The following is a 14190-nucleotide window of genomic DNA, read 5'->3' as shown; positions in this document are numbered from 1 at the left end:
TATCGGCCATCACCGCCAACGCCCATGAGACTCCCCGGACGCGGTAGCCTGATGTACTCGCTTGCGAGCAGAGGTCACGTCAGGACAGGCTATGCCTCACCTTCGCCGTCGCCGCGACGGGTACGACCCGATCGCCCGCCGCCCGTTCATCGTCCGCGAGCTGGTCGTCGGCGGGAGGGTGGTCATGGTCGACTCCTGCGACCCGCGCGACTGCCGGGATCACGAGTTGCTCCTCGAAGCACACGCTGAGGAACGGTGGCGCCGCGATCCCATCTGGTCTCGGCGTCGGCACTTGTCCGGCGGAGTGCTGTTCTTCCGCCACAGGCTGCGCTGATCGGGGCGTAGCGGGATCAGCCTCGAACAGTGCCGCGCTGTAACGTCCTTTCATGAGCACGCTTCCCGAGCCGTCCCCGTGGGTACCCGCGCCACCCATCGCTCCGCTGCGTGGTGACGAGAAGTTCGTTGGGATGAACGCTACGGTCCAGGATTTCTGGCGTTTCGCGATGTCAGACCTGCGCGTGAACAACACGCGTGGGTACCTGGCGGAGTTTATGGTGGCCCGGGCGCTCGGCGTGAACGCGCTGCGCACCGAATGGGATGACTACGACGTGCTGTGGGACGGCATCAAGATCGAGGTGAAGGCGTCAGCTCACCTTCAGGTGTGGGCGCAGCGTCAGCTGTCGCAGATTCGATTCACCGGTCTACGTGCCCACTCATGGGGTGATATCGAGGCCGGGATGTCGCCCGAGAAGAGCTACAAGGCGGACGTGTACGTGCTCGCGGCGCACACCGTCCTAGAACATGCCGCCTACGACCCACTCGATGTCTCGGCATGGTCGTTCTTCGTCCTGCCGCAGGCGCAACTCGTCGCGCTGAACGTCGACAGCCTCAGCCTGGCGAGAGTCAGTGGGCTGACCGAAGCCGTCGGCATCACGGAGCTCGCCGCGGCCGTCCTGACGGCACATGGGCGCAACGCGAATCTCGTGCAGCGCTGAGAGAGCCCCGTGCTCTCTGGTGCCAGCGAGGAGAAAGCACGAAGTCAAGCGCATCCCGATGCGTTCAAAGGGCGACCTCGGGCCAGCTCTGCGATAGCGTCGCAAACGTGACAAGTGAGCAAGTCCGTGAGGCGCTGTCCGACTTCGTGCGCGAGCGTGACTGGGCTCAGTTCCATACGCCGGCCAACCTCGCGAAGAGCATCTCCATCGAGGCCGGCGAACTCCTCGAGTGCTTCCAGTGGAGCGACGACGGAGACGAGGTGCGCGTACGCGACGAGCTCGCCGACGTCGTCACCTACTGCACGCTTCTCGCCGAGCGGCTGGGTGTCGACCTAGACGAGATCGTCCTGCAGAAACTCGCGGTTACTAGTTCGAAGTACCCCGCGGATCGATCGCGAGGGCGGAGCACGAAGTATGACGCCCTTTGAGATCGAGCGGCTCGACTTCACTACGCCCGCGATCTCCACATGGGCGTCCGGCGATGAACGGCGGACGAACTGGCCCGTCGTCTACGTTCTCGACAGCGGCGGGTCGCCAGATGCGCCATCTGTCTACGTGGGCGAGACGGTCAGTGCTGTGTCACGAATCCGTCAGCACCTTCAAAACCCCTCGAAAGCAGGATTCCGCCGCGTCCGTGTCGTCATAGACGGGACGTTCAACAAGTCGGCGTGTCTCGACCTCGAGTCGCACCTCATCCGCTGGCTCGCCGGCGACGGGCACTACACAGTGCTCAACGGGAACGAGGGCATCATCGATGCGCGGTACTACGAGCGCGACCAGTACCGCGAGAGCTTCCGGGACATCTTCGAGCAGCTGCGCGCGGACGGGATCTTTCAGCGCAGCATCCCTGAGATCGAGAACAGCGACCTGTTCAAGCTCTCACCCTTCAAAGTCCTCACACGGGAGCAGGCCATCGCGGTTGAGCAGATCGTGGAGGCACTCCTCGCCGACCTCGCGACAGGCACGCGATCGACCAGTGTCATTCAGGGCGATCCGGGTACGGGCAAGACGATCGTGGCAATCTTCCTGATGAAGCTGCTGGCGGACATTCGCGACTACGAAGACACCGATGAGATCGAGCAAGACTCCCTCTTCTCTGAGTTCTTCGTCCCCGAGAACCGAGAGCTACTGAAGAGCGTTCGCGTCGGCCTGGTCGTACCCCAGCAGTCGCTTCGAGAATCGATCAAGAAGGTGTTCAAGAAGACGCCGAAGGTGAGTGAGGACCTCGTCTTGAACCCGTTCGATGTCGGCAAGTCGTCTATGCCGTTCGACCTGCTTATCGTCGACGAGACGCACCGGCTCAATCGCCGCGCGAACCAATCCTCGGGCATGCGCAACCGCGACTTCACCGACATCAACGAACGGCTCTTCGGATCTGACGACCTCAGTAAGACGCAGCTCGATTGGATCCGAGCGCAGAGTACGCACCAGATCCTGCTCATCGACGAGCAGCAAGGTGTGCGGCCGGCAGACCTCCCGAGCGAGGTTCTTGCCGCTGAGATCACTGACGCCAAGCGAGTGCATCGGTGGTTTCCGTTGGCGAGACAGATGCGGGTAAGGGCGGACGCAGACTACGTGGGATTCGTCCGCCAGTTGCTTCGGGGTGAACTTCGCAGGGGCGACCGCCCAGACTTCGGTGAATACGACCTGCGGTTCTTCGAGAGCGTCACGGAAATGCAGCAGGCCATCCGCGACCGCAACCGCGAGGTGGGGCTCGCCCGACTCGTGGCGGGCTACGCCTGGGACTGGAAGACCCGCGGCGACGGACCCGGCTTCGACTTCGAACTGGAGGGAACTGGGTTCGTCTGGAATCGCACGGACAAGGATTGGATCAACTCCCCGGGATCGATCGACGAGGTCGGCTCGATTCACACGGTGCAGGGTTACGACCTCAACTACGCCGGCGTGATCATCGGCGGCGACCTCCGTTACGACGAGCCCACCCGACAGGTTTTGGTCGACCGCGACGCCTACCGCGACAAGAAGGGCAAGGAGAACCTCGCGAAGCTGGGAAGGGAGACGACTGACCGGGATCTCCTGACACTGATTCAGAACATCTATGGCGTGCTGCTCACGCGAGGAATCTTGGGAACTTACGTCTACGTGTGCGATCCAGATCTACGCGAGTACGTGCGCCAGACGATCGCGAGCGTCGGTTTCGAGCAAGCTCTCTGAAACAAAGCTGATGCTGGGCTTCTCCTCTCAGGCGGTGGCGAAGACCTTAGTCGCGCCCCCCTCCATGTGCTTGCGAGCAGACTCTGCGAAGCGACGTTCAGAGTCTTCGGGATTAGTTCCTTCGCCAATTGCCCAACGGAGACGTGAAACGTGGATGTCGCCAACCTTTAGCGAAGGGTGAAGTACCTCCATTTGAGCGAAGTCCGCGATAAACGCGTGTGGACTCTTGTAAGCCGCGGCGAACAGGACGGCTTGGGCGAGATCCTGGCGGTTCCAGCTTCGATCACCAATCTTGTACTTGACGTCCCCCGTGAATGGAGGTGGCCCAATCTCGAGGTCTGGATTCACCGACACAAACGCGGGGAGCAGGTGACGTCCACCGGTCTTGACGACGCGCATCGGGGCGAGTGCGTCGGCGAGCACCTGGCGGATCGCATCCTCGGCAACGGCTGCGGAGTTGAAGAGGACCGTCCCAGAGGCGTAGTCGCCGGACTCGAGGGAGCGGCCGACCCCGGCAAGAATGTCGGACGCGTACTTTAGAGCTGTCTGGTAATGGTGATAGCGCGCGGGGAGTCGGTTGAGATCAACGTCGTCCCGCGCTTCACGGGACGCAGGGGGAAGCTCGCGTGCAAAGTAGGCCAGCCTCATCCGAAGGCGGTCGTCAACCGCCGGGGAGCGAATCGACCGGGAAACAGCCGCTGCCAGGTACTGGTTGAACGGTGTGGCTTCGGTGAAGTCGTCGAACTCGCAGTCCACGAGAACACGTCCCTGCAGCCACTGGCGGGATGTTGACACCAAGTTGACATGGCCCCGCACGTGCGGAAGCCGTTCCGACGAATGCACGTAGTCCCTCACAAGACCCCGACGGAATAGCGTGTCGAGCGCTCCAACGAACCACTCGATTACGAGTCGCTGAAGACCTGCAGCGGCCTCGAGCGACGTCATTGACGAGTCGACGCGAGGCATGCCGTTTGACCGGGCGAGCAGGTGCATGAAGTGTTGCATGCCAATCTTCGGTTCGACGATGATCGTCAGGTCCGGAAGTCCGACGACACCAACTACGTTGCCGACTTCGATGCGCCAGCTGCCCCCGAAGAGTTTGGTCAGCCGGAAGACGGATCGGGAATCGTCGCTGTGCGCGCCGTTGCTTCCCCACCACCGCCGCTCCCCCGCGAGCTTCTTGCCGAGGAGAGCCAGCCGCCCCGCTTGGTCGCCGGTGAGGACATGTGTGGCTGTTCGCGCCTCCATGAGGCGGAGTGTCTTCATTCGCCGAAGAGGCCCTCAACGCTTAGGCCATCAAGACTCGCGACGTTGCCGCCGACGTAGTCCTCCAGTAGCGGCTGCACCTGTCGTTCCCACACTGCCCGCAGAGTGGCCCGACTCATTCGATCCAGCATGAAGTAACTGTGGCCGATGCCGTGGTGGCGGTCACCCATGAGTGCGAAGACTGCGTCATTCAGGGCATCGAATCCGGAGTACAGGGACGGTCCGAGCTCATTCACATGGCCGTCCTCGGAGTAGTGCGCCTTCAAAATCTCCGATGATGGGGTGACATCGAAGAAGTCGAAGCGCCTTCGTAGCGCGAAGTCGACGCTCCGGATACTCCGGTCCGCGGTGTTCATGGTTCCGATGATGAACAGCTGCTCCGGCAACGCGAACCTATTCCGGTACATGAGTCGGACTTCCTGCTCGCGGTATTCAAGCAGGTAGTAAAGCTCGCCGAAGACGCGGGGAAGATTCGCCCGATTCATTTCGTCGATGATCAGCACGCGCGGCTGGCCGTCCTCTGCGATGGCGTCGGCCAGTTGGACGATCGTCCCGGCAACTGGGGCGAACTCGAACGCGCCGGTGGAGCCAATCGTTGGGCGGAGACCCTCTACGAACTCCTCATACCCATACGTCGGATGGAACTGTACGACTTCGATCTGCGGATTGTTGTCGACGTACCCCGCTTGCCCGAGAAGGTAGGCAGCAAGGTGGCGAGCAACGAAGGTCTTGCCCGTACCTGGAGGCCCCGCCAATACGATCTGCGGACTTGCGTCCAAGAGGCTCTCAACCGTGTTCAGGATCTTGTCCTCAGACCAGTGGATCGCGTTTCGGATCGTCCTGAGTTCCGCCTCCCCCGCGTCTTGGAACGCCGGAGCCTCGCGGACTGCCGGCTCCGCCGGAGTGCGATTCTGACTGGGAAGTGCGTCGGTAGTCGGAAGAATCGTCAAGAGTTCTGACAGCCAGCGAAGGTGCCGTTTGATGTCCCCGTCACTCGGGATGCCGTCTCGGCTGTATCTGAAGGCCAGCAGGTTGCCGCGAGCGTATTGGGCGCCGAGACCCGGGTCGCGGAGGTCGACATCGCGAGTTGCTTCGTCCATCAACGGAGTCCTCGAGGCCGGCGATTCGGATACTCGGCCCCATCCATCTGAAACGTTCACTTCGATGCCACCCGCATCCAGCTTGGTAACGCCCTGGTTGAGCGACAGATAGGCCGCAGATCCGTCCGCGGCGAACAGGAGCACGACGTACCAGCCGAGCGTTGGTCGGGGCGATTGAGCAGGGTCGAAGACGCGCACCCAGGGCACCTTTGCATTGTTGCCGGCACCGTTGCTTCCCTTCACCTGCGACACATGATCATCCGACGAGGCGAGAAGTGAGGCGAACTCAGCTGCGATTGCGTTGATCAGTTCGCGACGGCGCGACATCGCGGGCGAAGCCAGAGGGGTGAAGTGGACTTGGAGCTCGAGCACTCCCTGGATCAATTCGCCAAGGCCACGCGGGAGGCTTTGGAGTTCGTCTGTCATCTCGCCAACCTATTGCAGGGGCGAATCCGGCGGGCAGCGCCATCCCGGGCCCGCGCGCAACGAGAATACGGATCCGAATCCGCGCTTGCCGATCGTCCGACACTGCGATCGACGCGGTCGCTTCGCTGTACTGAGCGGATGCAATCCCCCGCAGCGAGTATTGGCGGCTCGGACGCCTCGACTAGTCGAGGAGGAGTCACCCCGGTACCCGCTGGCCAAAGCGCGGACGAGGTGCGTCACGGCATGTGAACCCGTTGCTCACTCGACGACATGCCCGTGTGTCATCGCACACGTACATGCGAGGTCGGCCCGCCGCAGCATGATGGGTCGAGTGCGCTCCCCAATCGGCAGCGCAGGGACATGGGGAGAAGCATGGGCTGGCTCGATTGGTTGTTTGGCGGCGGTAACGCGAAGAAGAAGACGGCGGCGCCGCGGGTGGCCCCGCCGCCTCCGCTTTCGCGCCCGCCCTACTTCGCCATCATCGACGTGGAGACGACAGGCCTATCCCCGAAGAAGGACCGCGTGCTAGAGCTCGCGGTCGTCCGAGTGGATCAAGGCGGCAACGTCGTCGACGAGTGGTCAACCCGGTTCAACCCCGAGGGGCCTGTCGGCGCAACACACATCCACGGCATCACGCAGGCCGATGTGGCGAACGCGCCCCTTTTCCGCGATGTCGCCGCTTCGGTCGTGCCCTACATAGCGGGGCTGCCCATCGCCGCGCACAACGCACGATTCGATCTTGCGTTCCTGCGCGCGGAGTTCCGCCGCGCCGGCTGGGACGTTCCGTGGCTGCCGGCGTACTGCACGCTCGACGGCAGCCACCACTACATGCCTGATCTGGACCGCCGTCGTCTGGTCGACTGCTGCTGGAGCGCTCGCGTCCCGCTGAACGATGCGCACTCGGCCCTCGGTGATGCTCGTGCGACCGCCGGCCTTCTTCGCCACTACCTGCAGGCGCAGGGTCGAGTGCGTCCGCACCCGGCACTCGTCTCGGTGCAAACTGACGCACGAGGCGTGGTGTGGCCAGCAGGACCGAGCCGGTCCCCGCTCGCATCCCTGCCGGACGACCCGACCCCGGCGCGGTCGCGTCCCATCAGGGTCACCGACGCGAATCCGAAGCAACCGGCGCTCATCACGCAACTGTCGAAACTCAGCCTCGTCGAAGTGCTTGACGAGGGGGCGCCCATCGGATCATTGACGTACATCGAAACGCTCCTCGACGCGCTCGAGGATGGCGTCATCTCCGAAGATGAAGCCGCAGCTCTGCAGGACCTCGTTGAGGTCTACGAACTTAGTGACGCCGATGTCGCTGCCGGACATCAGGCCCTCGTGCTCGCCCTCGCGCACAAGGCGCTCGACGACGGTCATGTCTCCCGTGACGAGCGGACCGAACTGGAGTCCATCGCATCGTCGCTGCGGCTGTCGGGCGAGCTCGTTCCGAAGTTGATCGCCGAGGCAGACGCGGCCCGCGCAGCACGGTTGAGCGCGGAACTCGGCCCGCTTCCTGCCGATTGGGCACTCGGCGAGCCGCTACGCGTCGGTGACAAGGTCGTATTCACCGGCTTCGACGGCCGAGAGCGTGAACGAACCCGGCTGGAAGGGCGAACCCAGGAGCTCGGGGTCCGCGTGCTCGGAACTGTCTCCGGCCTGACCGCGATGCTCGTGACTGACGGCTCCTTCGCAGGGGGCAAGCTCGCGCGAGCACAGGAACTGGGGACCCGCATTGTTGACCCCGAGACGTACGCCATCCTCCTCAAGCACCTTCAACCGGCCGCGGTCGCGGCATCCAAGCCGAGTCGCGCCGCAGTAGCAACCACGACCGCCGGCGTTGGGAGCACGCCCGTCACCGTCCAAACGACCACCTCTCCCGGCGCGATCCGCGCGTGGGGCATCGAGAACGGATACGCCGTCGGAGTTCGCGGCAGGCTCTCGACGGAACTGGTTCAGGCCTACGAGCTTGCGCTGCTCGATGCGCAGAAGGAGCCCGCAGGTTCGTAAGCCGGTGTTCCTTGATGCACCAAACCGTGTCACTCTTCCAAGCGACTCGCTAGCCGGAGCGAGCTAACTCCTGAGGAACAACCCGACCACGGCCGCGGCGCCGAAGAGCAACAGCGAGTGCCCCAGCGAGCGCAGGTTGCCGTCCCTGTCGTGGTCACCGCGCTGTTCTTTGAGCTGCGATCGCTCTCCTTGAGGGGGTAGCGCAGCCTCAACCTGTGGATCCCGCCGCCAGTGGGTTGTTAGGTCGGCGAATAGCAGGAGTATCACCCCGACGACCGTGGCCATGAGAGCCATGAACTGCCACCCGCGAACATCACCCGTTAGCCACGACATCACGGCGATCACGATGGCGATGGCGGCGACAACGATCGCGGCGATCACGATACCGCGGCGCCACTTTGTTTTTCGAACCGATCCCACCCCTCGACCGTAACGGCCCAATGACCGATACAAGATTGTCCTTTAGTTGGTCGCACGAGTGCCGGCCCGTCGACGGGCTGTGCGAGAGATACGAGACGCTGAGTAATCTAGACATCGCTGAGTTGCACATGCGTCAACCCTCACCGGCGAAGGTTATCGATGAACGAAGTTGACAGATACCGACTCCAGCGCGATGGCGTGCGGCTGATCCGGCAGGCGGATCCTGTTCGAGTCGCATCCGCAGAAGGACTGATCGACGGCGAGCTCCGCGCGCGACTGCGCGCGCTGCTCCATGACTTGGATCGCCTGGCAGAGGACGTCCTGCTCTGGCGTGTTCTTTCGCAGGCGGATCCATTTCGAGCGGCGGCGGAGAGGACGGCGCTGGGAAAGCTCGGTATCGCACCCTGGTACGAACTTCTCGTCGCGGGCGGCTACAGCTTTCCTCCTCCGCCGAACCCCGACGAGCTGGCCGCGAGTCTCGCGAAGAATGTCCGGACCGCGCTGGATGCTCCCGAGTTCAAGACGCGAGAGCAATTCAGACAGGAAGTGCTTGGGGCCCGTAGCAGTCTGCAGCGCCTCATCCGCGTAATGGTGGAGCGACTCGATCTGCATTCCTCTGGCGCGAGCTCTGGCGAGTTGCCCCTCTGGGCGGAGGTAGGTACCGAGCTCGCGTACGGGGCAGCCTCGGCCATCGCGGCCCCGGCGATCGTCGCACAAACGGCAGTTGCGGTCGAGCCACTCGTTGGTGCGGGAGCTTCGATCGCGGGAGCTGGGTTGATCCGCGCGGTCAAGGAAGGGTGGCGGCGCCTCAGCGACAAGCGCGAACTCAGTCGGCCGCTGTCAGAACGACCGATCGAAGATCCTGTGCTGAAGGTTCTTGCGCTACTCCACGACACCGCACAGCAGGCTCGAGCGGCGACCGACGCACACTTCCCGCGGCGTTCCGAACTTCGTCTGCTGGCAGAAGATCTGGGGCGGTACGGCACCATGATGAGCGAGACGCTTCGATCGCGCGGAGAGCATCTTCAGGCATGGGGGCGAGTTGAGGTGGCGCTGAAGAGCAGCATCGCCGAGCTCGCTACGGATTCAGGGGCGCGGTCTCTTGACGATCTCAGTCGCGCGCTCGACGCAGCCTGGGTAGAGCGATCGAGGGACGACGAACATACCGCCTACTGAGTCGGGACGCCATGCTTCGACCCGTCGATGCGTAAACCGGTCCTCGCGAGTCGCTACTCCCTGAACGTAACAACGCGCAGCCTGCGCGAACCCGACCGATGGTGGGTCCGCTTCCGCCCACGTGCCACCGGATCGGGTTGCGGCGCCGTACCCCTCCGCGTGTTCAACGCGCTCGAGGCACGTCGAAGTAGCTCTTGATCGTGAACGACTCTGAGTCATGGCTGCCGACGGGTGTGTTCCAGCACATCGTGAACGTTTGTGTGACACCATTCGCGTCGTCTGCCAGATAGATGTCAAAGCTCTGCCCGTTCCTGAGCTCTGCGGGGGCACCCAGGGGCCGGTCAGCGCGAACCGGAGGAGGTCGGACACGAGGCCCGTTTCCAACATGGTGATCCCGGAGACGTTCTTCACCCGAAAGGTCCTGCGACTGACTTCCTCGACCTCGAGCGACTGCGCTCGGCTGAGCTGGTCCTCCATCAGTTGAACTTGTCGCTCCAGCGCATCCGCAGCTCGCTGTTCGGCAGCAGCCGAGGCGGCCGCGGCATCGCCGGCTCGCTTGGCTGCCGCTTCAGCCTTAGTTCGTTCCTCCGCGGCTTCTGTCTGAGCCGACTGCGCCGTGCGCGCCTGGATGAATGTCGCGACGGCGGCAAACCCTGTGACGATCAGGAGGCCGAAGTTGATCAAGATTGTCGGGTCCACTCGACGAATCCTATTGGCCGCGTTCGATCTAGCCGAGAACCTGCGGACCGCACGCCGGTTGCACATCGTGCGTGCATTCTGCCGGTCGACCGGGCTCCCGCAGGGTGGTGTTTCAAAGCGCGCAGACGAGGGGCCACTCACCGGAGCTCTAGTCTGGCGTGATGAGTGAAGGACTCCCGACTGTTCGGTTCTCAGACACCGCCGAACCGGGGCTGTTCATGTTCGGTGGGGTTCCATATGACTCGAACCGATACGGAGGCTTGATTGTCAGGCGAGCGGACCTGCGCGGCTGCATCGCTTCCGACCTTGAGGCAACGCTTGCGGAGCTCGCCGACCCTCCGGAGGTATTTGTGACCGACGATTCGGAGACGGCTTACGACGAGATCGAGTCACCCGCGACTGATGTCGTGTTTGCCATGAGCAACGGCGAGCTGCGGACTCGGGTGACGTTTCGCGTACCGGACTGGGTTTGGGATGGCGAAGACGAGGATGCGGAACTGGCTGATTTCCTAGCGCACGTGTTAGCCCATCACTCGCTCAGCGTTATCGAGTTCCAACCCATCTCGGCGTTCGGATTCCTTTGGCTCGAGCATCGCAAGCGCGACGTCGACCTTGGCGTCCTGTTGTCAGGAGCGGAGGACGTCCTGGGTCTGCTCGATGCATCCCGTGGTGGCCAACTCACGGTCACCAGCACGGCACTGATGGTGCGCTCTGGGCGAGTTGAGGCGCTCGTTGGTCAGCGTGAGGGGATGCTCTTCGACGCGAAGACGACGCACTACGATCTCGAGAAGTTGGCGGGCAAAGTCTCGCTTGGTCAAGCGGTCGCGCGCTTTTGTAACGGCGACGGAGGGATCTTGGTCGTTGGTCTGGAAACCGCTGTGGTGGATGGGGTTGAAGTCGTCGCCCGAGTGAAACCGGTCCCGCTCGACCTCACCGTGCCCGAGCGATACCGAAAGCTCATCGACCAGCACGTTTACCCATTTCCAGAAGGCCTGGTGATATCAGCGATCCCCATGCAGGACGGCTCGGGTATGACCGTGCTGGTCGAGGTTCCGCCGCAGCCCGACTACAACAAGCCCTACCTCGTCTCGGGTGCATTTGTCGATGGCAAGGCCAAGGGGGAGTTCATAAGCATTGTGCAGCGCCGGGATGACGGTTCGGAGCCGCTCAAGGCCTCGATGATTCATGCATGGATTGCGACAGGGAGGGCGCTCATCCAGCGTGGCGAATTGCCCGCAAGCGACTCAGCAGTGTGAGCCGTAGTTGGCGGCTCGCGGGCTCTCACTTAGGCGCGGATGCCGGTCGCTTGGGAGTGCGCATGTCACAGGCTCAAGGTAGCCGCGGGGCTGGTCTGCGAGACCAAGAGATGATGGAGCAGATCATGCGTGAGCCAATGTGCGAGCGATGCGAGAGTGCCGACAACCTGCGGACGATCGTAATGATTCCAGCCCCACGAACGGTCGAATGGCGGGACACCTTCTTGTCACAAGTTCCGGTGGTTGTCGAGATTCCGACCGTCGTTGAGCACGCCCGCGAGTGCGGCCTCAGGGACAGACGCCCCGCTCCGACCGGATGGTCGGTAGCGAGTCGGTCCTGAGGGGGTGGGGTCCCGGGTTCGAAGACCCGCGACCCCACCAATTCAGCCTGCCGAATCGAACCGCCCACCGCGCGGGAGACGTGTCGACCGGGCGGCGGTTTCGACAGCCATCGGTCGGTGCAGGCAAGCGGCGCGATCACCTAGGCTTCCGGCGGACCCGCCACCACGGAACCGGTCGGAGCCGTCTCAGCGCGGCGGCCGCGGACGCTTCAGTGGTCTTCGCACGTTGTTCGTCGCGAACGCGGTCGGGGCCAACCGCCGCAATCGCGAGGCCTGCCACGTACGTCGCAGCGCCGATTCCGATCACTACCCAGCCAATCCAGAAGGCGACGGCATCGTCGATTCTTGCCACGGCGTTACCGACCCCGACCGCGAGGAATCCGATCGTCGCGATGCCGAAGCCACCCACGGCGAGCCGGGCACGCTGCCTTCGCGTGAGCTCGGCAACTGCGAGTTCGACGAAATAGTAGTCCACGCGGTCCGCGGCGACCTCCGTCTGATGCTCGTTACGCGAATTGTTGAGCACCTTCACCCAAAGGTCGTAGCGAACGGATGCGCTGACCTGGTTGGTAATCGTGATGATGACGGTGGCGAGGGCGGCTAGGCCGGCGAGCACGGTGCCGAACATCATCCAGTCCATGCACCCGATTATGGCGGCACGATGCGGTTGCTCTCAGACTTGCGAGATCCGACTATCAGCGACCCAGCCGGGGTAATTAACCCTGTGTCTGGTTCCGTTCTCACCTGCTGGGCCACACCGCGCTTGCCGCATCGAAAACCCGCCCGTTGTTGTTCCGGATGACGGCGCCATGACCGGGCGACCTTCCGCCAATGGAAGATGCGACGAACCGGACAAATCAATCGCACACGGACGAGGACCAACCGAGCCAGAGCCGAGCTGAAGACCACAGCGAACTGAAGCAGAGAGAAGTAGCCCGCCATAACCGCAGCAATGCACGCAGGCACCGCAGGTGTTCGACACCCTTTAGCAGCACTCCCCTACACGCACCTGCACCTCAGGAAAATCCCTGGATAAGGGGCGAAACACACCATATTCTGGCGGCGTGCAAGGCGGGCTCGAGCGGTGGAAGCGGGGCGTCGATTCCCGAGGGGTTCGACAGGCGATCGCCTACGCGCTCGAGGGGGTCTGCGACGCTCATCTGCACCACTCCCCCAGTGTTGACGCGCTCGAAGCGTATGGCGCCGCCTCCAATTCGACCGTGTCGCGATTCATCGTGGCGAACGGCGTGATCTCCTCCGACGAGGTCACCGCCGGCGGCCTTCGTGTCTGGCTCACCGGTCACGACCCGGTCACTGGGGAAGCGCGCGGCCAGCAGCGGCTGAGCCCCGATGCCGACCTCCTTCTCGACGGAACGCTCAACCACCCGAAGTCCTACAGCACCGCCGCGCTTCTGCATCCGGAATCCGCGATCGAGTTCGAGGCATTGCAAGACCGTCTGCGAGAACGAGTCCTGCTCACGTGGCAGACGGAGCTCAACGCGCGACGCGGGCACGGCGGGCTCATCCGCGAGGAGCTCACCCGTATCGAGGTCGTCGAGCTGCAGCATCGGCGCTCGCGCGCGCTCGACCCGCACATCCACCGTCACCTCTGGCTGAACAGCAAGGTGCTCGGCGCGGGCGGCAAGTGGTCGAACCTCGACTCGCGCGTCGCGATGAAACTGCACACCGTCGTCAACGCCGAGGGCGAGCTCGCCGCCCGTACCGATCCCGGCTGGATCGCCGCGCTCGCCCGACACGGTTACAGGCTCAACGACGCCGGAGAGATCGCCGAACTTGCCGGCGCCGTCCGACCCGTCTCGCGTCGGTCGGCGCAAATCGAGGGCAACCGCGCGCGCCTGATCGCGGAGTGGTCGGCAGCGCATGGAGGATCGACTCCGAGCGTGGAGGTGCTGCAGCAGATCGACCGACGCGCGTGGGCGGTGTCGCGTCCGAACAAACCGGCCGATCTCGACGAGGCGTCTTGGGAGGCCCAGGTCCGTCACGAGCTCGCAACGATCGATCCGTGTCTGACGCGCCCGCGCGCCCCCATTCCAGTTGCCGCAACAGACCTGCATGCCCTGGACTTGGACCTGCTCGCTGCACAGGCGATCGTCGACGCCGACGAACGGTCCACCTCATGCGGTGGGAGGTTCAGCATCTTCGACATTCGGGCAGGCGTGATTCGCGCACTCTCCCGCACGAGCGTCGTGGCGGAGCGCGACCGTCTCGATGGCGCGATTGCCGAGATCACAGAGCGCGCGACCGGTGCCGTCTACCGGCTCCTTGCGAATGATCCGCCGGCGCACTAAAGGCGTTCATAGCGACCGAGACCGTACGC

At 63.6% G+C, this 14190-nt stretch carries 11 protein-coding genes; 7 read left to right on the top strand and 4 right to left on the bottom strand.

Translation table 11 applies throughout. From position 1 onward, the window contains the following. Positions 1-386 precede the first annotated feature (386 nt). The 3 genes from ACPWUT_RS04230 (at position 387) to ACPWUT_RS04220 (ending at position 3170) form a co-directional block, all read left to right on the top strand. Positions 387-995 (top strand): hypothetical protein, encoded by a 609-nt coding sequence (locus ACPWUT_RS04230; protein WP_425840985.1) that lies wholly within the window; start codon positions 387-389, stop codon positions 993-995. Between the two features lie 107 nt (positions 996-1102). Beyond that, on the top strand, positions 1103-1423 hold the full coding sequence (locus tag ACPWUT_RS04225; RefSeq protein WP_425840982.1) for a nucleotide pyrophosphohydrolase: 321 nt from the start codon (positions 1103-1105) through the stop codon (positions 1421-1423). Next, on the top strand, positions 1410-3170 hold the full coding sequence (locus tag ACPWUT_RS04220; RefSeq protein WP_425840979.1) for a DNA/RNA helicase domain-containing protein: 1761 nt from the start codon (positions 1410-1412) through the stop codon (positions 3168-3170). The genes ACPWUT_RS04225 and ACPWUT_RS04220 overlap by 14 nt, the downstream gene beginning before the upstream one ends. A gap of 27 nt (positions 3171-3197) precedes the next feature. Here the strand turns inward: ACPWUT_RS04220 and ACPWUT_RS04215 are convergent, their stop codons facing one another. Together ACPWUT_RS04215 and ACPWUT_RS04210 are read right to left on the bottom strand one after the other, a co-directional pair. Beyond that, complete coding sequence (locus ACPWUT_RS04215) at positions 3198-4436, bottom strand: 5-methylcytosine restriction system specificity protein McrC (protein ID WP_425840976.1); 1239 nt, start codon at positions 4434-4436, stop codon at positions 3198-3200. Next, positions 4433-5962, bottom strand: coding sequence for an McrB family protein (locus tag ACPWUT_RS04210; RefSeq protein ID WP_425840973.1), 1530 nt, complete (start codon positions 5960-5962; stop codon positions 4433-4435). The genes ACPWUT_RS04215 and ACPWUT_RS04210 overlap by 4 nt, the downstream gene beginning before the upstream one ends. 372 nt (positions 5963-6334) lie before the next feature. On the opposite strand from ACPWUT_RS04210, the gene ACPWUT_RS04205 reads away from it, so the two are divergent. Beyond that, on the top strand, positions 6335-7960 hold the full coding sequence (locus ACPWUT_RS04205; protein ID WP_425840970.1) for an exonuclease domain-containing protein: 1626 nt from the start codon (positions 6335-6337) through the stop codon (positions 7958-7960). Between the two features lie 63 nt (positions 7961-8023). Here the strand turns inward: ACPWUT_RS04205 and ACPWUT_RS04200 are convergent, their stop codons facing one another. Continuing rightward, on the bottom strand, positions 8024-8341 hold the full coding sequence (locus ACPWUT_RS04200; protein ID WP_425840967.1) for a hypothetical protein: 318 nt from the start codon (positions 8339-8341) through the stop codon (positions 8024-8026). A gap of 198 nt (positions 8342-8539) precedes the next feature. On the opposite strand from ACPWUT_RS04200, the gene ACPWUT_RS04195 reads away from it, so the two are divergent. Both ACPWUT_RS04195 and ACPWUT_RS04190 read left to right on the top strand, forming a co-directional pair. Beyond that, entirely contained in the window at positions 8540-9556 is a 1017-nt protein-coding gene (locus tag ACPWUT_RS04195) for a hypothetical protein (RefSeq protein ID WP_425840964.1), read from the top strand. A gap of 860 nt (positions 9557-10416) precedes the next feature. Then, a complete protein-coding gene (locus ACPWUT_RS04190) occupies positions 10417-11511 on the top strand; it encodes a helix-turn-helix domain-containing protein (protein WP_425840961.1) in 1095 nt (364 codons plus the stop codon). 477 nt (positions 11512-11988) lie between these two features. Here the strand turns inward: ACPWUT_RS04190 and ACPWUT_RS04185 are convergent, their stop codons facing one another. After that, positions 11989-12492 carry a hypothetical protein gene (locus ACPWUT_RS04185; protein ID WP_425840958.1) on the bottom strand — a complete coding sequence of 168 codons (504 nt, stop codon included), beginning with the start codon at positions 12490-12492 and terminating at the stop codon, positions 11989-11991. 424 nt (positions 12493-12916) lie between these two features. Here ACPWUT_RS04185 and ACPWUT_RS04180 point away from each other — a divergent pair, with 424 nt between their 5' ends. Next, entirely contained in the window at positions 12917-14161 is a 1245-nt protein-coding gene (locus ACPWUT_RS04180; RefSeq protein WP_425840955.1) for a relaxase domain-containing protein, read from the top strand. Positions 14162-14190: the final 29 nt, after the last annotated feature.

The sequence above is a fragment of the Microbacterium sp. PA5 genome (assembly GCF_049860775.1).
Classification (GTDB): Bacteria; Actinomycetota; Actinomycetes; order Actinomycetales; family Microbacteriaceae; genus Microbacterium.
Note: the sequence above shows the minus strand (reverse complement) of the source record. Positions and strands in the feature narration are given on the sequence as shown.